The organism is Bilophila sp. T19-St14 (genome assembly GCF_059728385.1).
This window is the reverse complement of record NZ_BAAGFT010000002.1, coordinates 97,656-119,095: the sequence shown is the minus strand read 5'-3', so window position 1 is coordinate 119,095 and position 21,440 is coordinate 97,656. Positions and strand designations below refer to the sequence as shown.

25 protein-coding genes are annotated in these 21,440 nt (G+C 52.0%); 21 read left to right on the top strand and 4 right to left on the bottom strand.

What is annotated here, in order from left to right:
• Window positions 1-78 precede the first annotated feature (78 nt).
• Complete coding sequence (locus AC6I1V_RS14820) at window positions 79-1,578, bottom strand: FAD-dependent oxidoreductase (protein WP_482333558.1); 1,500 nt, start codon at window positions 1,576-1,578, stop codon at window positions 79-81.
• Window positions 1,579-2,837: 1,259 nt separating this feature from the next.
• Here AC6I1V_RS14820 and AC6I1V_RS14815 point away from each other — a divergent pair.
• The 9 genes from AC6I1V_RS14815 (at window position 2,838) to AC6I1V_RS14775 (ending at window position 9,084) form a co-directional block, all read left to right on the top strand.
• Window positions 2,838-3,722 carry a M15 family metallopeptidase gene (locus tag AC6I1V_RS14815; RefSeq protein WP_479859537.1) on the top strand — a complete coding sequence of 295 codons (885 nt, stop codon included), beginning with the start codon at window positions 2,838-2,840 and terminating at the stop codon, window positions 3,720-3,722.
• A gap of 112 nt (window positions 3,723-3,834) precedes the next feature.
• Window positions 3,835-4,179, top strand: a complete 345-nt coding sequence (locus AC6I1V_RS14810; RefSeq protein ID WP_483971903.1) for a hypothetical protein — start codon at window positions 3,835-3,837, stop codon at window positions 4,177-4,179.
• 934 nt (window positions 4,180-5,113) lie between these two features.
• Window positions 5,114-5,356 carry a hypothetical protein gene (locus AC6I1V_RS14805; protein WP_497737158.1) on the top strand — a complete coding sequence of 81 codons (243 nt, stop codon included), beginning with the start codon at window positions 5,114-5,116 and terminating at the stop codon, window positions 5,354-5,356.
• 22 nt (window positions 5,357-5,378) lie between these two features.
• Window positions 5,379-5,903, top strand: a complete 525-nt coding sequence (locus AC6I1V_RS14800; protein WP_497737157.1) for a DotH/IcmK family type IV secretion protein — start codon at window positions 5,379-5,381, stop codon at window positions 5,901-5,903.
• Window positions 5,904-5,920: 17 nt separating this feature from the next.
• On the top strand, window positions 5,921-6,019 hold the full coding sequence (locus tag AC6I1V_RS14795) for a hypothetical protein (RefSeq protein ID WP_368044279.1): 99 nt from the start codon (window positions 5,921-5,923) through the stop codon (window positions 6,017-6,019).
• 42 nt (window positions 6,020-6,061) lie between these two features.
• A complete protein-coding gene (locus AC6I1V_RS14790) occupies window positions 6,062-6,466 on the top strand; it encodes a hypothetical protein (protein WP_497737156.1) in 405 nt (134 codons plus the stop codon).
• A 343-nt stretch (window positions 6,467-6,809) separates the two neighbouring features.
• A complete protein-coding gene (locus AC6I1V_RS14785; RefSeq protein WP_497737339.1) occupies window positions 6,810-7,142 on the top strand; it encodes a hypothetical protein in 333 nt (110 codons plus the stop codon).
• A gap of 257 nt (window positions 7,143-7,399) precedes the next feature.
• Window positions 7,400-7,531 carry a hypothetical protein gene (locus AC6I1V_RS14780; protein WP_497737155.1) on the top strand — a complete coding sequence of 44 codons (132 nt, stop codon included), beginning with the start codon at window positions 7,400-7,402 and terminating at the stop codon, window positions 7,529-7,531.
• 518 nt (window positions 7,532-8,049) lie between these two features.
• On the top strand, window positions 8,050-9,084 hold the full coding sequence (locus tag AC6I1V_RS14775) for a DUF3089 domain-containing protein (RefSeq protein WP_497737154.1): 1,035 nt from the start codon (window positions 8,050-8,052) through the stop codon (window positions 9,082-9,084).
• A gap of 594 nt (window positions 9,085-9,678) precedes the next feature.
• Here the strand turns inward: AC6I1V_RS14775 and AC6I1V_RS14770 are convergent.
• Window positions 9,679-11,274, bottom strand: a complete 1,596-nt coding sequence (locus AC6I1V_RS14770; protein ID WP_497737153.1) for a hypothetical protein — start codon at window positions 11,272-11,274, stop codon at window positions 9,679-9,681.
• A 66-nt stretch (window positions 11,275-11,340) separates the two neighbouring features.
• On the bottom strand, window positions 11,341-11,820 hold the full coding sequence (locus AC6I1V_RS14765) for a type III secretion system chaperone (protein ID WP_302551647.1): 480 nt from the start codon (window positions 11,818-11,820) through the stop codon (window positions 11,341-11,343).
• A gap of 595 nt (window positions 11,821-12,415) precedes the next feature.
• Here AC6I1V_RS14765 and AC6I1V_RS14760 point away from each other — a divergent pair.
• On the top strand, window positions 12,416-12,580 hold the full coding sequence (locus AC6I1V_RS14760; protein WP_300909611.1) for a hypothetical protein: 165 nt from the start codon (window positions 12,416-12,418) through the stop codon (window positions 12,578-12,580).
• 17 nt (window positions 12,581-12,597) lie between these two features.
• Window positions 12,598-12,918 (top strand): hypothetical protein, encoded by a 321-nt coding sequence (locus AC6I1V_RS14755; protein WP_497737152.1) that lies wholly within the window; start codon window positions 12,598-12,600, stop codon window positions 12,916-12,918.
• Between the two features lie 198 nt (window positions 12,919-13,116).
• Here the strand turns inward: AC6I1V_RS14755 and AC6I1V_RS14750 are convergent, their stop codons facing one another.
• Window positions 13,117-14,055: an AraC family transcriptional regulator gene (locus AC6I1V_RS14750; protein WP_497737151.1), complete on the bottom strand. Its 939-nt coding sequence runs from the start codon at window positions 14,053-14,055 to the stop codon at window positions 13,117-13,119.
• A 258-nt stretch (window positions 14,056-14,313) separates the two neighbouring features.
• On the opposite strand from AC6I1V_RS14750, the gene AC6I1V_RS14745 reads away from it, so the two are divergent.
• The 10 genes from AC6I1V_RS14745 (at window position 14,314) to AC6I1V_RS14700 (ending at window position 21,436) form a co-directional block, all read left to right on the top strand.
• Complete coding sequence (locus tag AC6I1V_RS14745) at window positions 14,314-15,246, top strand: aldo/keto reductase (RefSeq protein ID WP_497737150.1); 933 nt, start codon at window positions 14,314-14,316, stop codon at window positions 15,244-15,246.
• Window positions 15,247-15,257: 11 nt separating this feature from the next.
• Window positions 15,258-15,824, top strand: a complete 567-nt coding sequence (locus tag AC6I1V_RS14740) for a flavodoxin family protein (protein WP_497737149.1) — start codon at window positions 15,258-15,260, stop codon at window positions 15,822-15,824.
• 47 nt (window positions 15,825-15,871) lie between these two features.
• Window positions 15,872-16,861, top strand: a complete 990-nt coding sequence (locus AC6I1V_RS14735) for an aldo/keto reductase (RefSeq protein ID WP_497737148.1) — start codon at window positions 15,872-15,874, stop codon at window positions 16,859-16,861.
• A 66-nt stretch (window positions 16,862-16,927) separates the two neighbouring features.
• On the top strand, window positions 16,928-17,779 hold the full coding sequence (locus AC6I1V_RS14730; RefSeq protein ID WP_497737147.1) for an aldo/keto reductase: 852 nt from the start codon (window positions 16,928-16,930) through the stop codon (window positions 17,777-17,779).
• A 13-nt stretch (window positions 17,780-17,792) separates the two neighbouring features.
• Window positions 17,793-18,323: a flavodoxin family protein gene (locus AC6I1V_RS14725; protein ID WP_302554401.1), complete on the top strand. Its 531-nt coding sequence runs from the start codon at window positions 17,793-17,795 to the stop codon at window positions 18,321-18,323.
• Between the two features lie 38 nt (window positions 18,324-18,361).
• Window positions 18,362-18,661: a Dabb family protein gene (locus AC6I1V_RS14720; RefSeq protein ID WP_482333787.1), complete on the top strand. Its 300-nt coding sequence runs from the start codon at window positions 18,362-18,364 to the stop codon at window positions 18,659-18,661.
• Window positions 18,662-18,707: 46 nt separating this feature from the next.
• Window positions 18,708-19,220 (top strand): nitroreductase family protein, encoded by a 513-nt coding sequence (locus AC6I1V_RS14715; protein WP_497737146.1) that lies wholly within the window; start codon window positions 18,708-18,710, stop codon window positions 19,218-19,220.
• Between the two features lie 15 nt (window positions 19,221-19,235).
• Window positions 19,236-19,712 (top strand): flavodoxin, encoded by a 477-nt coding sequence (locus AC6I1V_RS14710; RefSeq protein ID WP_497737145.1) that lies wholly within the window; start codon window positions 19,236-19,238, stop codon window positions 19,710-19,712.
• A gap of 80 nt (window positions 19,713-19,792) precedes the next feature.
• The gene (locus AC6I1V_RS14705) at window positions 19,793-20,542 is read left to right on the top strand and encodes an SDR family NAD(P)-dependent oxidoreductase (RefSeq protein ID WP_497737144.1); all 750 of its coding nucleotides are present in this window, start codon (window positions 19,793-19,795) and stop codon (window positions 20,540-20,542) included.
• A 207-nt stretch (window positions 20,543-20,749) separates the two neighbouring features.
• Entirely contained in the window at window positions 20,750-21,436 is a 687-nt protein-coding gene (locus AC6I1V_RS14700; RefSeq protein WP_497737143.1) for a hypothetical protein, read from the top strand.
• Window positions 21,437-21,440 lie beyond the last annotated feature (4 nt).

Here is a 21,440-nt window from a genome sequence, read left to right as displayed (position 1 = left end):
AACCTTTGGAGAGAGGGGTGGGAGGAATCTTTCATCAGAGAAGCCCTCCCCATGCTTTCTGCCGCCTTCCCCAGCCCGCTACGCCTTTTTCGCCATGACGTTGCGCCCGGCGATCATGCCGAACACGCAGCAGTCGAGAATGGCGCAGCCGCCGAGACGCATGGCCCCGTGGACGCCAGAGGCAGCCTCGCCCGCCGCGTAAAGGCCGGGAATGGGCTCGTCGTCGAGCACCCCCACCACTTCAGCCTTGGGCGTGATGAGCGCCCCCGCAAGGCTGTAGGTCAGGTTCGGCTTCACCATCACCGCATAATACGGCGGCTTGTCCACCCTGTTGTTCTTGGTCTTGGAGAAGTCAGCCCTGAAAACCGTATCTTCGCCCTTCTCCGCCATCGCGTTGTATTCCTCAACGGTCGCCTTGAGCGCGTCCAGCGGGATCTTGTAATGTTCCGCCAAAGCTTCAAGGCTGTCATGCTTGGTCACATAGCCCGCACCGGCGTTCTTTTCCATGCGGTGCTTGTTCTCCACCAGTTCATAGGCATCGCCGTCAAGGATGGACAAGGGCATCCGCCGCCCGTTGGAGGCCAATACCTCGCTCGCGGCGTGGAAGACAGCCACACGATCCGCGCTTTCGCTCACGAACCGCCTGCCCGTGGCGGGATCGATCATCATGCCCAGTGGCTGCTCATCCGTACACGGGAAGGCCGGGCGGTACAGCGTGCCGTTGATCATGCGGGCCCCGGCCGCGGCTAGCATACGATACCCGGAGGCCGTCGCGCCGGGATGCTCGGTCGTGAACGCGCCCTCGAACTGCGGCAGTTCCTGCGACCGGAAGGCGCGATCCGCCTCAAAGCCGCCCGTACAGCAGATTACGCCCCGTTTCGCCCGGTAACGCACGGGCTTTCCACCCTTGTTCTCAAGATCGTCCGATTCGAGCTGCGTATTAAAATGGTAATCCGTACGCGCCGCAACACCTTCTACCCGTCCGCCGCGACTGAACAGCAGCCGGTCGGCCTTGCAGCACAGGATGATCCGGCCGCCCATCTTGAGGTAGCTTTCGCGCAGGGGGGCCAGCAGGCCCGTCGCGCCGTTGTAGTCGGGCTGAAGCAGGCGCCTGGCGGTCATACCGCCGGGCATCATCACGGTATCCTTGAATTTCGCACCGTGCTTGACGATAAAATCGAATGCCTCGACACCGTTGTCCACAAGGGTTTTCGTCAGCTCGGCATGGCAGAAGCCTTTCCCGGCCTTGAGCAGATCCTTGAGCATGGCATCAGGGGAATCTTCAATGCCTTTCGCCTTTTGGAGCGGGCTGCCGGGCACGGAGATGGTTCCGTTGCTGATGGCCGTGGAACCGCCGATCATGCCCATTTTTTCGAGCAGAACCACGCGCTTGGCCCCGCTCTCAAGCGCCGACAGGCCCGCCACGAACGCGGCAAGGCCGCTGCCGATGACGATGACGTCGAAGGTCTCTGTCCAGCCGGCCTCCTTGATTTTCCGGGGCTTGGCGAGGGCCGGAGCCGCCGCAAGGCCGCACAGGGCCGCTGCGCCCGCCTGGATAAAAGCTCTGCGTGTTTTCATAATGACCTCCGAACAGCATTTTCCAACGCTCTAGAAAGAATAACCACGGGTGTCAACAGAAAGCGCGCGTCCGAAAGCGGCCTTGCCGGGCGCGCCGGAGCGCATTCGAGCCCCCCCAAGGGCAACGGCACGCTCCGGGCATCAAAAGATGTTCCGCCGCACCGCCCCGTACATGCCTGACGGCGGCATAGGCCGCGAGGCATAGCCGCGCAGGATGGGCCGCACTCCCATACGTGCCGGACGACTGTGGGAACGGGGCAGGTCTTTACAAACGCCCTGACACTATCCCATACGTACCGGACGTTGGGGACTCCCTCTCTGCGGCAGAGGGGAAGCATCTGTGCCGTCCCTCACATGCCGGAATACGGTATGCTGCAAGAAAAGGGGGGGCCATCCGGCCAGCACCGTCCCGCATATGCCGGAAAGCGGAACGGGCAAGCAGCCCAATGCTTCCGACAGCCAGTACCGCCCCACATGCCGGACAGCCAGCACTTTTGACAAAGGCCCTGTCATGGCATTTGATTGATGCCATTTTAGGCCGTGTCGTCATTTTATACGTAACTATTTTTAATTATTAAAAATATTTTTACGACTTAAAAAGCAGTTAAATAGTTTCAACAGATTATATCTGATTGACGACACGACCTAGGCGTATTGATTTCGTTGTCTTTGAAGGCAGTTGCGGCGGGCCCAACGCCGGAAAACGCTTTCTTCAGCATCCATCAGATGGAGGATCAACATTTTGCTATGGCAGAACCTTGACCAAAAGAGAGCCGGGTTTCGACATTTCCGGCATTCCGCAGTAGAACCGCTCCCGGCGGCACTCCCAAAGCCAAAGAGGAACCCTCTGGCCGGGCGCAAATCAGATACGTGGGCTATTTTCCGTTGCCCCCGGTGGGGAGTTTAGACCCTGATCGGGCACCCACCCTCAAGGATCCTGAGTTGTTTTGAATTTCAGTGCGGCAGTCCTGCACGGGCGGGGGCCCGCAGCCATGCCGTTCCCACTGCCAGTCTGGAACAGCGCCCTCCGTGGCGGCAGGGGGCCCGCATCCCCTATATGGAACGGCCCTAGGCCGTGCCTTCAATCAGATATAATCTATTGAAATTATTTAACTGCTTTTCAAGTTACAAAAAAATTGTTCTTAATAATTTCAAATAGTTACATGAAAAATAATGATACACCCTAGTGACTGAACAGGGAAGTCCCGACAAGGAAGGCCAGCATCACCCAAATAGAAGGCCCCCAAGAATACAGGGCCATGACTTCGCAATTCAGGGCCTGCATCATCCGTATGGAGCGGCCCCTGCCAGAACCCAACCTCGCCAAGGAACGACCGATGCGCAAACTGATCTTCTGCCTCTGCTGCCTGCTCTGGGCCATCCCTGCCCGTGCCGACGATCTCGAATTGGATCTCGAATGCCTCCAAGAAGCCTACCCCGGATTCATCACGGGCACGGAAACCGACGGTAATGGGCTGGTGTGGTTCCTCACCAAGAGCGGCGGACGCCTCCTCTATGATGACGGGAAAAGGAAAAGCCACGCGGAACTGCTGGAAAACGCGGACATTGAGGATGCCATGCGCCAGCCTTACCCGCTGGAGCCTGAGCGCCCGGATCTTGCGCCCGATGAGGAGCCGGGGCGCATCCGCTGTTATCCGCTGCTCAAGGCTTTGTACGGGGCGGATCAGCGCTCCGTGGAACGGGGGATCGTCCGTACCCTGTTCGGCGGCAAGATCAAGGTGTGCCTTGCCGCCCCCGCCGCCGAAGCGTTCCGGCGCATCGACGCGGCGTGGAGACTCCGGCCGACCGATCCCGATCTGGACAGCTATTTTTCGCCCATCTACGGCTACTTCTGGCGCGCCATCGCCAAAACGAACCGTTTAAGCCCGCACAGTTTCGGGATCGCGGTGGATCTCAATCCCGACAAGGGCCCGTATTGGCAATGGAGCAAACTCCGCCCGCACCCCCTGCAAAAGGCCTATCCCTCCGCCATCATTTCGCTCTTTGAGGACAATGGGTTCATCTGGGGCGGAAAGTGGGAGCATTTCGACCTCATGCACTTCGAGTACCGCCCTGAATTGATCATCAAGGCGAAGAAACTACGGGCAAAGGCGAACGGAGGGAAATCCGAAGGCGCATCGTAACACGGCGGCGCAAACGGCGGCCCTGTACTGCCCATGCCTGAGGCATGGAAAAAACCGCTGCCACGAAAGCGGGCGTTTACTTTTCTTTTGGCTATCTCATAGGAAACGGTTGGTGTTTTCCCCAGATGGAGGCTTCCGGTTTGTGCTGGGCACACATGCCTTCAATCCCGCCGTCCACAAGGCGAGCGAAAAGCCTTCCGTTTGCGTGGGTTCGCAGGTACACGGCGTTCAAACTCAAGTATGCGAAGCAGGCTTTCCGTTTCATGGGGTACGGGAGCGGCCTTTTCAAACCCCTTGCCGCATTCCTTATTCAGGGGACGGCAAGGGTTATTTTCCATTCCCCCGCAAATGCCAATCCGCTCCTTATCCAAGCAGTTCGTTATCTATTCCTTTAAAAATAAGGCTGTGCCATAGAAAATGGTTGACGCCTTATTTCTCAAAAATGCCAAAGGAATGACCAATAAAATGCCCCAACCATCAAGCCCATCAACGGAAAAATGAGAGAGTGTGTGTCTCTCTCACGTATTCAACCAATACGACTAATACGAACAATTTTTATTTAATTTATTATAATTATAGAAAAATTCCTGAACCCAACTCCGACAGGGTTTACTGGCTTTTCACTTCAGTTCATTATCCGTTTTTTTATCCATTTTTCTCCAGTCGCCTTTCATTTCCCCAAAAATATACAGTAGCTATCGAGAACAAAAATTTTTCCGAAAAAATTTCACTTTTTTCTGATGTGTTCCTTTTTGTTCTCCGTACAGAACTTCCTCTAGCCATGTGCCCCACATGGTCGGCAGGAGCTTTTTTCATATGCAGCCACGTCCTTCTTTCTCCGGTTCCAGACGTCCTCCCACGCATACATGCGCCTCCACTGGCCGCGCCGTACTCCGGACAGACTCCGGAAGCCTCCCCCGGTGCTGCCCTTGCAGTTATGCGTGATGCCAATTCGTCAACTCGCCTCAAGAGGACATTCCATTGAGGAAATAACGCCAAGCCCCAAAAAACAAGGCTGTGCCCTAGAAAATGGTTGATGCTTTATTTCTTGAAATTCCAAAGGAATAACCAGAAAAACGCCTCAGCTATGGATTCAGCCAAAGGGAAAACTGGAGAAAAAGACTGTCTTTTCAACCTGCTGTGGAGATAAACAACTACACACTATGACAGAGCCAAAAACAAAAAAGCCGTCGAACGGCAACTCAACGGCTTCTTGCAGAACTAAGTTATTACGCACATGCGGGAAACGCCGCTGAATGACCGAAAGGAAGCCGGAAATCCGTGTCGTTCAGTGGGAGAAATCCTGAAAGGCATGGGCGCGACGTTCCGTAGGGAAAGCGTCTTCAGTGCGCCTGATTTTTCCATAACCGCTTACACATAAGGGATTCATCGTGAAGAAAATATGCTGCCTTCTGGCGTTGACCATCCTCGCCGGGCGACCGGCGTTTGCGGATGAAACGCCTGCCACGCCGCCCGAAAAACAAAATACAGTTCTCGGACAGACGGAAAAGAAAGCCGCCCAGGACACGGCGGACAAAAAAGCGCGGGACGCGCAAGCCCTGTTTGAAGAGAGTCTGCGGCAGATGATGCCGCTGGATCAGGGCCAGATACAGGTATCGCTCGCGTTCGGATGAGCGCGACCGCGCCCTGCTGCCCGTGTCTCCGACATTGAACACGCGCACGGTGCGCGTGACGCTGGAGCCGGGCCGCTCTCCCGTGCCTGTCCACACTACGGCCAATATCGCCACATCTCTGGTTTTTCATGATTCGACCGGCCAACCCTGGCCTGTCACTTCTGTGACCAACGGCGGGCCGTCCTTCTTTCAGGTATTGCACCCGGAACTGCCGGACGGAAACCTGCTCAACGTCATGCCCACGCAGGGTTACGCCACGTCCACCCTTGTAGTCACGCTGCAAGACCGGGACATCCCTCTGGTCATCCGACTGGAATCGGATTCCGTCCGCGCCCCCAGGCGCAAGGCGGACGCGCTTGTCCTTTTCCAGCTTGCCCATCACGGCCCGAAAGCCGCCCTCCCCATCATCAGGGACATCAAGGAAACGGCGGATTCCTCCATGCTGGCCTTTCTTGACCGCGTTCCGCCGGAAAAAGCCGTGCGTGTCCGCGTGGAGCCGGGTTCCGATGACGTGCTTGCTGGAACCACAACGGCAAGCACTACCTGAGAACGACTCATACGCTGATGTGGCCAGCCTGGACAGCCGTGGTCAACGGGGCGGGCAACACCAAATGTTATGAGGTGCCGGTTACGTCGCGGTTGATGCTTTCCAGAAACGGGTAAATTCAGACGATTCGCCTGCAAGTTTCCCAATGAGGGCACGCTATGAGCGATATGACAAGCACGGAAAAAAAGCGGCGCCTCATCCTGTTCAGCCTTCTGGGAGTTGCCCTTGCCGTCCCCATACTCCTTGCGTCCTTTTTCCTGTTTGCCCCGGAAAAACCGCCCGCCACGGCCAGACTGACTTCGGCAAGAACGGACGCCATTACCGGCAAGGCGGAACGCACGAAAATGCGGCGCGACCATCTTATCCCTCCCAGCAGGCAGGCATTGGCTGTTCTGGAAAAACTGCGGGCGTATTCCGGCGGCAATCAGTACGTCTTTCCCAGCTACCACTCCAAAACATTCCCTTTGGAAAAACCGCTCTCAGCAGGGCCACACGCCGCATGGATTTTGAAGAGGATGAAATGTGCCCGCATGGTTTTCGCGCTATGGCCTCCACTCCGCTGAATGAACTCAGCTACAACCGGGACTGGATTGAACGCCAGCTTGCCCATGCTCCCACGGATCAGATACACAGGATTAAAACCGGGCCGAATACCTGCCCGAACGCCGCCGTATGCTTCAGGAATGGGCCGACTATCTTGACGGCTTGAGAGCCAAAACCCGTCAGGTTCCGGCGCTGTCATTTTCGTGGGAGATACGGCGGTCAAGGCATCCAGCGTGGACAGGAATTTCAGTATGTCCAGGCTGTGTAAAAGGCTCGGAGACTTCAAGCCCGGCTACTACTCCGAGCGGTCCGGGCATTCCACAAGCCCGCTCCAGAGCCTGTCAGTCATATCTGCCGGGAGGAGTGGCGGGAGTATCAAAAGGAACGAAGGAGACAGGAAAAGGAAAAGAAAAACGCCAGAGAAAGGTGGGAGAAGGAACGGGAAAAACTGGAACGGCAGCAGAGGGAACGCCGGAAAACAGCCGCTGCCCGCCTTGCCCGGCACGGGCTTTCCCTGCTGAATATCGCCAACATTTTCTAAAGGCACAGGGACAGGAGGAAAAAGCGGCGTTGCGGGACAGTCAGCCTCAACCAGAAAAACAGGAACGACTTCCGCGTTTCAAGCACTGGCTTGGTAAGCGTACCCCGTATCTTGCGCATATCTGGCGTTTCCGCAAACGGATTGCCCCGGCGTGAAGGCCAGACAACGGGAATTCCCCAGAGTAGGCTGGCTTCCCCGTATACAGCTTATTGGGAAATGGTCAAAAAGCGTTTTCCTGAAGGCTGTGTTATAGAAAATGGTTGATGCTTTTTTCCTTGAAACCCCAAAGGGATAACCGGAAAAATGCCTCAGCCGTGGATCCCGCCAAGGGGAAAACCGGAAAAAAGGCTGTATTTTCATCGCACTGTGGAGATGAAACAACCATAAACTATAACAGAGCCTTCCTGAAAAGATGGACGAGTCACGGCTGGATGCGGCCATTGCCCTGTATATACGTTGTGCAGGATACACAATGCAGGAAGTTGCCAACGAATTGTATAGACACACCCCCGCCCCTACGGACAGAACCGTGACGAAAGGATAGACTACGGGCGCAGGGTGATCTGGTACGCCTTTGGAACGGCGGGAGATATTGATATCGCCAACATCAACCCCACGCAGGAACAGATTCAGAAGTTCAACAGGGAGGCGGAAGATATGGAACAGGAACGGATAAACAGGCAAAAACGGCCCGTTTTCCGGCTGCGATGACACCCCCGTCTGCCATTTGCCCCTGCCGGGAAAATCCAGCCTCGGCAAAAGATGGGCATATGCTGTACTTTCAGGCTCTCCGCCGCAAGCCCGGCAACAAATCAATGACGCCGGGTGCTGCTTGACATCCACTCCCGTCTGCCGTAGGCGGAAAAAATGGTGACCGGGGGCGTACAATTATGACAAAGGCTCTGTCAGAGTACATGGTTGTTTTCGTTTCGGCAATATACTGAAAATATATGCTTTTTCTCAAAATTTTCCGCTGGTGGGCTTTGTGATTTGGGGATTTTATTGGTTATTTCTTTGGAATTTCAAGGAAATTAAGCATCAACCGTTTTCTATGACACAGCCATGACAAATCATGCAGTACGGAACATTCTTTTTTCCCGTCTTTTTCTTGCCGTCCTGCTAGCCGCCCTACTGTGTGCATGCGGCGGCAGGGGCATCACTGGCGAGGCGGGCTGCACGGAAGGCATTCCCGACTATGGACGCCGGGAGAACTGGGCGTTCTTCATGGCGGGCGAGGACAAGCCCGTTGATCTTTTCATCATCGCCCCCACCGTGCATCTGGGCAAGGACGGCGCAATGAATGCGGCTCCAGACGATGCGGATTATCGCGGAAGCACTGTCGGAGCATTGAGGATGCAGATTGGAATCTATGCCGATCACTGCCGCGTCTTTTCACCATACTACCGCCAGGCGACTCTGGCTGTCTATGGCCTTGAGGAACACAGACGGCAGAGATACATGAACATTGCCTATGCCGATATACGCGCCGCCTTTATGAGCCATGCGCGGGACTTCCCTGACCGGCCCCTTGTCCTGGCCGGTTTTTCCCAAGGGGCGGAACTGGCCCTGCGCCTGCTTATGGAATTTTTTGACGAGCCATCGTATCAGGACAGGCTGGTGGCCGCCTACATCATCGGCTGGCGCGTCACACCGGAAGATGTCTGGCGTTTCCCGCATTTGAAAATGGCCAAGGGCGAGGAGGATACTGGCGTCATCGTCTCCTTCAACTCCGAATCCGAGCATATCTCCTCTTCCCTGTTCGTGCCCGCAGGCCGGAAGACATACGGCATCAACCCACTAACCTGGAAGGCGGACTGCACCCTGGGCGACAAAAGGCTCAACAAGGGCGCGTGTTTCACTGATTACACCGGGACCGTCAAACGCGAGATCCCCGCGCTGACGGGAGCCCGCATCGACCCCCGGCGCGGCACGCTCAAGCTCCCCGACATTTCGGAAAAACAGTATCCCGGTGTACTCTTTGAAGACGGTGTCTACCATATCTATGACTACCAGTTCTTCTACAGAAACCTTCAGGAGAATGTAGGGAAGCGCATTGCGGCTTGGCTGAAAAGCAGAAAGCTCCGTGCGGAGGATTGACGGCCTCACTCAGAGGTGGTTTCGATCTGTACTGTATCAAAAAGCGACAGCGACACATACTACCAAGCCTGTTTTATCTTTTTTTCAATGCCAACTATTAGTATTTTATTCAAAACTCATACTTTTTATTGATAATATTATTAAAAAAGGCTCTGTTATAGTTTGTGGTTGTTTCATCTCCACAGTGCCTTGAAAATACAGCCTTTTTCTCCTATTTTCCCCTTGGCGGGATCCACGGCCAAGGCATTTTTCCGTTTATCCATTTGGAATTTCAAGAAAAAAAAACATCAACCATTTTCTATAACACAGCCTTAAAAAATATTTTCAATAAAAATCATCTCGCATACGTTTATGGTGCTATTATGCACAATAGAACCTATATTCCATTCAATAAATCAACTTTTCTTAGTGATGAACTAGCGTCAGCTGAAAAGTATATAAAAAAATTCCGTCCGGCGCAGGCCAGGCGGAATTGCTGATTAAGGGTTTTAGCCTGTTGAGGAAGCTGCGCTTCCTCAACAGGCAACCACCAGGCTACGCGGGTAGTTGTGCTTTTAATGAGCCTGGAGGCTGGGAACTGTGGATATTTGTTTGTTATCCGACAGTCGGCGCTGGGACGAACACTGGCGCAGTGTCGTTGATGGATCCGTCCGGATGGATGGTGAGAGTGAGATGGGAGCGCTCCGCATAGCCACCCTCTCCGCCGCCTTCCGGTCGCGTCCTGGTAGAGTGGCGCACAAGGATATCACCGCTGTCCGTGCGGCTTATGTCAAAAGCATATCTGGCGTTATTGCCATCCAGCGGATGCCCCGCGGCCTGCTCCAAGCGGCGCAGCAGAAAGTTGGAGTTCTGGCTCAAGGTTGCGCTCAGGGTTCGCCGTTGCGCCTCTGAGATGCCGGGTGCCAGTTGGTTCACCTGTGCGTCGAAATCACGCACAAAACCACGGGCACGCTCGCCTAGGGCTTTATCGCCTTTCGGGTTCTCGCCGCCCATGACACTCTGCAAGTCGGTCCAAGCTCCGGTAATCATGTTTTCTCCCATTACCATGCTCAGTGTGGTGTCGGGGCCGTCGGCCTGGTGAAACGTGAAGGTGACCGGGCCGCCATTGAACATCTTCTGCAAGCCGGCGCATTCGGTGAACATTCTTAAATGCACCTGACTGCCCATTTTAGCGAGGGTAATATCACCCAGGTTTTCCAGGCGTATCGTGTCGTCTATATTCCTACCTTCATGGTGAGCCGCTTGTAGTATTTCATACGGCAGCTGGTGAAGCACACGGTTTACGCAATTCCCCCTGGCGACGCCACCCCAGTCATGCACCCCCTCGCACAGGGCCGCCTCTAGTTTTTTCAGCCTGGCGCTGAAAGCGGCAGCGAAATCGCGTGGATTGTCCGCCGCTGGCGGAAGAGCCTCGCCGCTGAAACAGGCCTGCCAGATGGTCGAGCGGGTCAGCGGGCCGTCGTTTTGAAGTTCGCGCATCCTGCCAAGATACAAACTGGCGAAGACAATGGAACTATAATCCCCGGAGTCCGGCGCTGCCAGAGCGCAGAGGCGGCATTTGTCTTCCAGATTGCCCGGAGTGCGGGACAGGAGTCCTTCCGGCGCAACAGGACTGGTATCCCTAGAAAGTATGTGTTCTATGCCTCCCACCTGGCCATATTTCACGGCGTTGAACATTTTCTCCTCACTGCTAAGGGCAAGACGGCCGGAAAGCAGATCCTCCGCAACAGCGGCCTTGATTTTATAGCGCAAGGAATCCATGTCGCTGCCGAGGGGGAAAGCATTTTCGCCCCTCGCCTCAATATATTTGTCAATGGCTTTATCCAAATTATGCTCCGTCCGTGTGCCGTCTGGTGAAAAGCCGGAAATAAAGTTGCCGATCGCAAGTGTAGTAATGCGCCTGGCCTCGGCCTCCACCTGCATGATCATGCCGGCAGTAAGCGGTTTGCCTTGCTCCATGGGCCCCTGCAGCCGATCCGAGGCCATCTGGAAAGCCGTGTCGCCGTAACTTTGCTTGATAGAGTCCAGAAAGGCGCTCATGGTTGCCCGATGCGTGGAGGCCAGGGTGAAAAAGCTGCCGAAACCGCCCACATCTTTCAGGGTGGTTCCGGCAAGTTTCACGGTGCTGTCTGCGGAATGGGCGTGCTGCGCCGCCTGCACGAAGCTGTTGATATGGAGATCTGTGACCATATTGTTTCCCTGTCGCGTTACGCGGTTCAGTGTTCAGCGCGGGCGTGTGCGGAACCGATCTTGCCTTCAGACCCTGATGGCATCCGCAGAAAATATGTACGCGCGATCCTTGTTTTCCGCCGTACCCCCCTGTTTCTCCATCCCTGGCAAATCCGATGCTTCCGCACACCGCGCATGCCAGTATTCTGCGGTATGCAAAAAATTTGCCACCAAGGTGGGGAAGTTTTGCACCGTGAGGGTCTGCATATCTTTAACTATCTGTAATGTAACGAATGTAAGTTCAACATCCAGCGCCAAGGTAGCCCCGCAGGTCTGATGGAACAGGTACTGCCCCTGCAACAGCTTCTGATAAAAAAGTTCACGCCCCTGCGTGGGCACAGCACCTACGGAAGCGGCCATAAATACCTGTTCCGGGCCTTCAAGATATTCAATGAGCAGAGGAAATTCGCCGCAGTCGCAAAAAATCCTGCCATCATCGCCAACACTGATGGCAGTATTAGCTTTTTCGGACAGGGCCCGAACAAGTTCCTGAAAGTGTTTTTGCATAGTCTCTCCAAAAATGACAGGGGGTGAACGGGGGTTGGCCCTCATCAATATCGCCAGAGGCTTGACTCTGTAGGTGCAAGGGCTTCAGCCATGGCGCTCTCCGACGCACTGGGTTGGCAAATGCCGAAAAAGCAAATTGCCGTGAGATCGTAACCGCCTAGAATCAGCGCAGATATTCCCCGAAGGTATTATATCACCCGCACTCCCGGCAGCGTACACAGAGAGACGGTTGCACTTGCCGAAGCAAGAACAACCCCGCGGGTGTCGGCGGCGGGCCCGCCTAAGGCAAAGGTGTTACGAACACATACAAACAATATGCCAGAAGGGGGGGAGAAAGCAAGGTAAGGCGGGACTTTGATGGACGTTGGTAGTACAGTCGGAGAACGGGAGGCTTAAAAAACCCAAACGGTAAAAACCAAAATCCGGCGCTTGCGGTATCCGTGAGCGCCGGATTTTTTATGCCTGCTGTCCTGAAAGCACTGTCCAGAGAAGCACAATAACGCCCGGCAATATCCTTTTTCTTTTGGGGTATTTTTTGGAAAATTTATTTTTTCATAAAATATATCAATATATTATTGGTTGAAAATTTATTCATATGTATAAGGCCACGAAAAATCAGGGACAAAGCACCTACGCGGGCGGACTGACCAAGGTGGTTATCGGCGCTCTGGCACTCGGCCTGGGAGAACTCCTCGGTTCCGGTTCTGCCACTCTTTTCGGCTCTGACCAGACTTCCGGCATGGGCGAATTGGGCCTGTAAGCGTGAGGCGATGAGGCATGAATATTTTCAAAAAACAAAAAGACGCCCCGGAGTCTCAGGAACAGGCTCAAAGCATGAAGGAAGCTCATGCCTCGTCGCCCGCCCCGGATGCCGCCGCCGTCATTGGGGGACTGAACTGGTACAGGGCGCAGTTCCGCCGGGCCATGAAACTGGCTCTCGCTCTGACCGTGGCCTTGTGCGCCAGTCTGGATGTTGCCGCCATCCTGCTCCTGAACCAGCCGAAGCCGCAATACTTCGCGGCCACGCCGGACTTGCGGCTTGCGCCTATGGTGCCGTTCGACCAACACCCCCGCCCGCCCCCACAGACAAAACCGTGACGAAAGGATAGACTACTGACGCAGGGTGGTCTGGTATGCCTTTGGTACGGCGGGAGATATTGATATTGCCAACATCAACCCCACGCAGGAACAAATCAATAATTTCTGCAAAGAAGCTGAACCAACTAAGAAAAGCAAATCAAGGCAAACTGCTCCCAATTTTAGATTTAAATAACAAGTATAAAACTATTATAATATTTATATCGCACTCAGTTTATTCGGTTGGTTCGTATTTTTTAAATAAATTATATTTCGCCTTGGAGGATTACCAAACAACCTTTTATACTCCCTAATAAATTGAGTTACACTTTCATATCCTACACTGAAAGCCGCCTGAGTAACATCACATTGCCCAGACATCATAAGACGTTGAGCTTCGTCAAGGCGAAGACGTTTTTGATATTGCAGCGGACTAAGAGTAGTAACACTCTTGAAATATTTATGAAATGTTGAGGGGGCCATATTGGAACGCTCGGCAAGCTCTTCTATGCGCAACGGTGTTTTGTAATTTTTCTGGAGCCAATTTATGGCCTTGGTGACTTGATTCCCTTGTGAGCCAAGAGTGTTGAATGTGCGTAGGAGATTGCCGATTGGACTTCTAAGTAAACGGTAATGAATTTCTCGAAGAAGAATATCCCCCATAACTGGAATATCATCATGCTTATTCGATAGTTCCGCCAACCGCAGAAAAGCGTCTACCAAGTCTGGTTCCATCTCCTGTATCATTGCACCGCAAGAGATGTCATTTGCGTAGCCGGAAGAGGAGGGAGTTTTGACAGCTAATGCGGACAGCAGTTCCGTATCCAGATAAAGAGACATTGCCAAGTAAGGTTTCTCTTCACTTGCCTCCATGACACAGCTTGCGACAGGCATATTTACTCCGGTTACAAAACAGATATTTTCTCCATAGTTATATTCATTTTTACCAATGCGCACCAGCTTTCTTCCCTGCGCGACCACGATAATGACCGGTTTCAAAAAACGCGGCATGGGAGTACCCGCGCTGGCATAACGATGGAAAGCCAATCCCCTGACAGCTGCGTCCGTCGTTCCCTGCCTAGATGCTGTGCTGCGAAATATGGCAGAGGTCAGTAATTCCCAGCTTTTCTTCATATCCACACGCGACGTTTCAGCCATAAAAAAACCTTTCTTATCAATATATTTTGAGCGTTATCGGTAGAAAATCCAACAACATTACCGCTCCCTGTCCGGCCCTTCTTTCATGCCACAAATAGTCGTTTAAGTCATCTGGCGTAGAGGATTAGGCAGAAAGTATGGAGGAATATATCTACCCCCTTTGACGGCGTATGGCTATTCTCTGACGCATCCTCCCTCTTCCCGAAACAGGACAGTCCGAGCTTACCTCGGCCCCGTGCCGCGAACATGAAAAAACGAATGGAACATTATCTATCAACGCACGGGGAAATATGCAAAAAGCTGCTTTCACCAAAACAGGCGCAAAAACAAGGGGGTATTATGAATAAGATTATACTGAACAACGGCATGGAAATACCGCAGCTCGGATTAGGAGTTTTTCAAATAGAAAACGTATCCCTCTGCGAACAGGTCGTTTCTGAAGCATTGGCTCTTGGGTATCGGCTGATTGATACCGCTGCGGCATACCATAATGAGGAAGCTGTCGGCGCCGCTATAAAAAAGAGCGGCATTCCCCGTGAAGAAATTTTTATCACATCAAAAATTTGGGTGCAGGACTTCGGCTACGAAAAAACCAAAAGAGCGGTAGAAACAGCACTGCAAAATCTTGATGTGGAATATATTGATTTGATGTTGCTGCATCAACAGCTATCTGATTATTATGGTTCATGGCGGGCATTACAGGAATATTTCCATACTGGTATCATAAAATCTATCGGTGTTTCCAATTTCTATGCTGATCGCCTGGCTGACCTTTGTGCGAATTTTGAAACGGCTCCCGCCGTCAATCAGATTGAGTGCCACCCATTTTATCAACGTCAATATGATATTGAGGTCATGAATAAACTTGGCGTTGCTGTCATGGTATGGGCTCCATTGGCCGAAGGAGGCCATGACATATGGAACAATATGACGTTGAAGAGCATCGCGGATAAACACCACAAGACAGTGGCACAAGTCGCTCTCCGCTTTTCCATTCAAAGAAATGTCATCGTCATCCCCAAAACTGTTCACCAAAACAGGATGCTTGAAAATATGAGCATCTGGGATTTTGAGTTGGATGAAACTGACATGGAAAAACTGAAAACTCTTGATACCGGGAAAACGGAAATCATCGATCATCTGAATGTAGAGACGGTACAGTTTTTGAACAAACACAAGGTTCATGACTGAGGGGCAAGAACATGAAAAAAATCCTGCTTGTCTGTGCAACCCCCCGCAGGGGAGGGAATTCGGACATCGTTACCTCTACCCTGGCTTCCGATCTGGCGGGCTGTGACGTGACGGTCTTCACCATGAGGGAAAAGCGGTGTTTCCCCTGCAAGGCATGTGCGGCCTGTCAAGGCAGGGAATCGCAACTATGCGTACAAGATGACGACATCACCCTGCTTCTTCCTCTTATTGACGCCTGTGACGCCCTTGCGCTTGCCACGCCCATTTACAACCACCAGATAAGCTCCCAGGCCAAACTGTTTATTGAACGCTTTTATCCGTTCTTCCATGTGGGCAAGAAAGCTCTGAGCAATACTTCCAAATATGGCAAAAAAGCGGCGCTTGTCTGTTCCTGCTGGGGGAGTCCCAAAGATGTCATCGAAAATTATGCCGCATGGACGGTAAAGGGGTTTTCCCAAATAGGGGCCGAGGAAACGAAAGCCCTGGTGTTCGATGGAATCCCCGCGCCCGGGCAGATTTTGGAGAAAGGCGCGTATCTTGAACAGTTGCACTCTTTGGCACAGTGGCTGAAAGCATAACCCCGCGTGTATCGTGCATACTGGTAGTTTGAAAAAGGAGAACTGTAATGAAAGCTCGCAAGCTGGGAAATGAACTGACTGTTTCCTCAATAGGCTTCGGCTGCATGGGGCTTTCCCATGCATACGGCGTGGCGCTGGAAAAGGACACTGCCATTCGGCGCATCCATGAAGCCTTTGAAAAAGGATATACTTTTTTTGATACGGCGGAAGTTTATGTGGGACAGTATGCGGACGGCTCTCCCGCCGTCAATGAAGAGCTGGTAGGGGAAGCCCTTCGGCCCATCCGAGATAACGTCCTCATCGCAACCAAAGGCGGTATCCGTTGGGGAAATGAGCACCAGACTATCCCTGACGCCTCCCCTGCCTCTCTTCGCCGCTCGCTGGAAAACAGCCTGAAACGGATGGGGGTGGAAACCATCGACCTCTACTACCAGCACAAACAAGACCCTGCCGTGGAACCGGAGGCTGTGGCTCAAACCATGAATGCTTTTATCCGGGAAGGGAAAATACGGTATTGGGGAATTTCCAATGCGTCGTCGGAGTACATCCGGCGGGCGGATGCCGAGTGCAAGGTGGCGGCTGTGCAAATGCGCTACTCCATGATGGCCCGCTGGCATGAGGCCATGTTCCCGCTGCTGGAGGAACGCAATATCGGCCTGGTGGCGTACTCTCCTTTGGCAAACGGCTTTTTATCGGCTGTACAGACAGGAACCGAGCAATATGACAGGGACTTGGATTTTCGCAGCCGCATGCCGCAATACACCAAAGACAACATGGAAAAAAGCAGGGCGCTGCTCGACGGCATTCATGTCATGGCACAGGAAAAAAATGCCACGCCGGCACAAATATCCCTTGCATGGATGCTCTGTAAAAAGCCGTGGATTGTACCCATTCCCGGAACATCCAAAAGTGTGCGCATTACGGAAAATGCCGGGGCAGCCGACATTTCTCTGAGCCATGACGACATCAACACGATTGACACGCTGCTTGATGGAATTGATCTCGACGTGTTCGGACAGTGGGAAAAAGCTCAATAACCCTTTTCCCACGCATGATTTTTCTGCAACACACTGTCAAAACATACTATACAGGAGCACTCAACGATGAAGAACATCTTGCTGAATGACGGCAACGCCATTCCTGCCATTGGTTTTGGCGTCTATATGATTCCCAATGATGGTTCTACCTATAATGCGGTCAAAGAAGCGTTGCGAGTCGGCTATCGCCATATTGATACGGCTGCCGCCTATTTTAACGAAGCCGAAGTAGGCAAGGCCATCCAGGATAGCGGCATCCCCAGGGAAGAAATTTTTGTGACCAGCAAGCTCTGGCTTCAGGATTACGGCTATGAAGCCGCCAGACGAGGAATTGATGCTTCCCTCAAAAAACTGAACCTGGACTTTATCGACCTGTATCTGCTTCATCAGCCCTACGGAGATGTGCCGGGCGCATGGAAGGCGCTGGAAGAAGCCCAAAAGGAAGGAAAACTGAAATCCATAGGCGTCAGCAACATGACACCCAACCTTTGGAAAAAATTTGTCCCGCAATTCGCAACCAAGCCTTCCATCAACCAGGTGGAGTACAATCCTTTCTTTCAGCAAAGGGAATTACGCGCCCTCCTTGCCGAAGATAACGTTACCCTGGAAGCATGGTATCCTCTTGGTCATGGTGATGAAAGACTGCTTGCCCATCCACTCGTCACATCCCTGGCGGAAAAATATCACAAGAACGCCGGGCAGATTATCCTGCGCTTTGAAATGCAGGAAGGAGTCGTCATTCTGCCGAAATCTGCCACCCCTTCCAGAATCGCCGGAAATATCGACATTTTTGATTTTGCATTGACCGAAGAGGAAATGGAGCAGATGCGCGGACTGGATAAGGGCAAAGGCGTTCACGACCCTGAAGCTCCCGGCGTCGGAGAAATGTTGCTGGAAAAATATAAAGTCCATGATTGACGGGACATACCGTATGAAGATCGTTATCCTGAAATCAAGCCCGCATAAAGATGGTGCGTCAAATACATTAGCTGGCTTTTTCACCAAAGGCGCTGAAGAAGCCGGACATTCGATCTGCCAGCTTGATGTGGCGGGAATGAACATTGCCCCCTGTCTTGGGTGTGATCGCGGAAAAAATTCAGGGCATTGCATAGTGCCCGACGATATAGGGAAAATCGAAGAGGCTCTTACCGACGCCGACATGGTCGTCTATGTAACCCCCGTTTATTTCTATGAAATGTCGGCACAGTTGAAGCTGGTCATAGACAGGCTTCATTGCTTTTATAAAAAGCTGTCCGGAAAGAAGAGCCTGCTGCTTGCGACCGCATGGAGGACAGATGATGAAGTCATGTCTTATTTGCAAGCTCTCTATGCAGGGTTGGCAAAATACCTCGGCCTTCAGGATATGGGAACAATTATGGCAAAAGGGTGTGGAACCCCCGCACTGATTCAGGAAAGCCCGTATGCCCATGAAGCCTATACGCTGGGACACTCATTGGCATAATATGTAAGCCAAACTGCACAGTCTAAGAGGTGATGCGGATGATTCGGCATATTTTCATGGGAACCTTCAAAGAGGGTATTGATAACGAAACCAAACAAAAAGAACTTGCAGACATGCAGGCGATGAAAGAAAAAATTCCTGGAATCGTCGAGTTGCGAATAGGATTCAGCACAGGATGGGTCGGTTCAAAAAACCAAATCGTTATGACAGTTGACTTCGCCTCCAAAGAGGATTTCGACGTTTATATGGCACATCCCTACCATATGGACTATATTAACAAAACAGGGGATATGTACTTTGACCGCTCTTCATTTGCAAGTGCCCAATTCGAGTTTTAAAAACAATCCTTTTACACTTCCGGCAAGCAATATCAGGAGGAAAGACATGGATTTTTCTGAAGTCATCAAAAATCGTTACTCTTGCAAAAAGTTTGATGGTCGCCAGGTGGGAACGGCACAACTGAACGCCATTTTGGAAGCGGGCCGTATGGCCCCGACTGCCAAGAACCTTCAGGAACAACGGATTTATGTTGTCCAGTCTGAAGCCGGTCTTGCCAAAATCGACAAGGTTACCCCCTGCCGGTATGGTGCGCCGACCGTTATTGTGGTGGCTTTTGACGCAGGGAATGTCTTTACCTATCCCGGCGGAAAACGGAATTCCGGTGTGGAGGATGCCTCCATTGTAGCTGCCCACATGATGCTGGCCGCAGCCAATGAAGGCGTGGACAGCTGCTGGATCAACTTTTTCAACCCGGAAGACATGGCCAGGGAATTGGGCCTGCCCGAAAACGAAGAAGTTTTGATGATGCTGGATTTGGGTTATGCGGCCCCCGGCACCACTCCTCTCCCCACCCATAATAAACGCAAGGAATTGTCCGAAACCGTCAGTTATCTGTAATTCGGGAGAAAAAAGATGAACAATATATTGATTGCCTATTTTTCCGCCAGCGGCGTGACGGCCAAGGTTGCCAGCGAACTGGCCCAGGCTACCGGGGGAGAACTCCACGAAATCATCCCCTGCCAGGCATATACGGACGCGGACTTGAACTGGCATGACAGCCGTAGCCGAAGCAGCCTGGAGATGAAGGACAAGGCTTCTCGCCCCGCCATCAAGGGCAAGGTGGAAAACATGGACGCTTACACGACCATTTTTCTCGGCTTCCCCATCTGGTGGTATGTCGCGCCCACTATCATCAATACGTTTCTGGAGCAGTATGATTTGACCGGCAAAACCATTATTCCTTTCGCCACCTCCGGCAGTAGCGGCATGGGAGACACCAACGCCCATCTGAAACCGTCGTGCCCCGGTGCCATTCTGAAAGAAGGAAAAAGATTTCCTGCGGGGGTTACCGTGTCTGAACTGAAAAAATGGGCAGAAAACGTAAGGTGAAACCAGTCCTTTGCGGGTTAGCCCAATCGGGCTAACCCAACTTAAGAAGGACATTGCATTTATTTCATAAAGGAAAAAACATGCAAAAAAGATTTGAAAATAAAACTGTACTGGTAACAGGTGCAGGGAGCGGCATAGGCCAAGCCATTGCAAAAAGATTTGCTGACGAAGGAGCAAATGTGCTCATTTTGGGAAGGACAGAAAGTTCTCTCAAAGAAACTGCTGGCATGAGTTCAAAAATCACATATATTACGGCGGATATCACAAAGGAAGACAATGTAAAAAAAGTAGTTTCTAAAATCAAAGAAACTTTTGGAAAACTTGATGTGTTGGTCAACAACGCTGGAATGGCTCCTGTTTGCCCGATTATTGAAGCTCCTCTGAATCAATTAGATTCAACATTTCATATCAATGTGAGAGCACTGGTTGATTTAACAGTCTCCAGCTATCAAATGTTGAAGCAAGCAAAGGGGAATGTCATTAATATTTCCTCAACTATGATTACAAAACCTGTAACCAATATGTCTATTTATGCTGCATCCAAGGCCGCTGTTCACGCATTGACGAGAACATGGGCCAAAGAGTGGGCAAAAGACGGCGTGAGGGCCAACTCTGTTGGAGTTGGCCCCATCAAAACTCCGATTTACGATAAAACGGATTTATCAGAAGCAGAGGCTCAAAAACATAAGGACATGATTCAAGAGCTTGTCCCTATGGGCAGATATGGAACTCCAGATGAAGTCGCTTCTGTAGTTGCCTTTTTAGCTTCTGACGAAGCAAGTTTTGTAACAGGCTCAGACTATGTTGTGGATGGCGGCGTTAGCGCGTAATAGTACCTAGCTGTTATTAGTATATTTGAATCCGGTACTTGCAAAACGCAATACCGGATTTTTTCTTTTACGGAGAAAAATTCTATACCGTCCAGAAAAATTTTTTTGAATCTTTCAAAAATGAGGGTATTTCACAGGGTATCAAGAATAAAATATAAAATTTTTATAATTTATTTCAATATATTATACTGCTCATAAAAAGTTCGGATGTGGCAGACTATTGAGTACAAGTCAGCAGCAATAGAAGAGTTCCGCAAGGGCGATCTGCTTCAGCGCGTCATTGATGATGTAGCCTCGGAAGCCGCCAACGCCGCCGAAATGAAGGCCGCGGCCTCCGGCAATCCGCTTATTCTCATGCAGGTACAGCTTGCCGCCGACCTTCGTAAGTTGGAAGCTCTGTACTCACAACATCAGCGCGGCCAGCATCGTCTGCGCGACCGTCTGAAATGGCTCAAGCCCACAGACTCCAGACTTGCCAAAGAGGAAACTTTGTATGCGGAAAACATACGCCGCAGGGATTCCCATACCCGTACCATCACAGAAAAGGGAAAAGAAAAAATTCTGGTGGAGCTGACGGTTGACGGCAAAACCTTCACGGCCAGGGACAGCGATAAAATACGAGATTGGCTGCTCGACGGAATAAAGGAAGTTACCCGTGATTCCAGCGCAAAATTTCTGTTCGGCTCCTATCGCGGTTTTGAGGTCTTTGTCGAACGCTCAAGACGCGCCGGCGGCAAAGACGGCTTTCAGCTTTCCCTTCTGGGAGCGGAAGAAAGGGAGTTCAGGCCGGGAAATCTGTTCTATGATTTTGAAGAGAATCTCAGTCTGTCCGGCCTGTTTCAGCGCATTGACAACTTCCTGGCCAAAGGGCTGGACGAATCCATCACCACGTAACGCG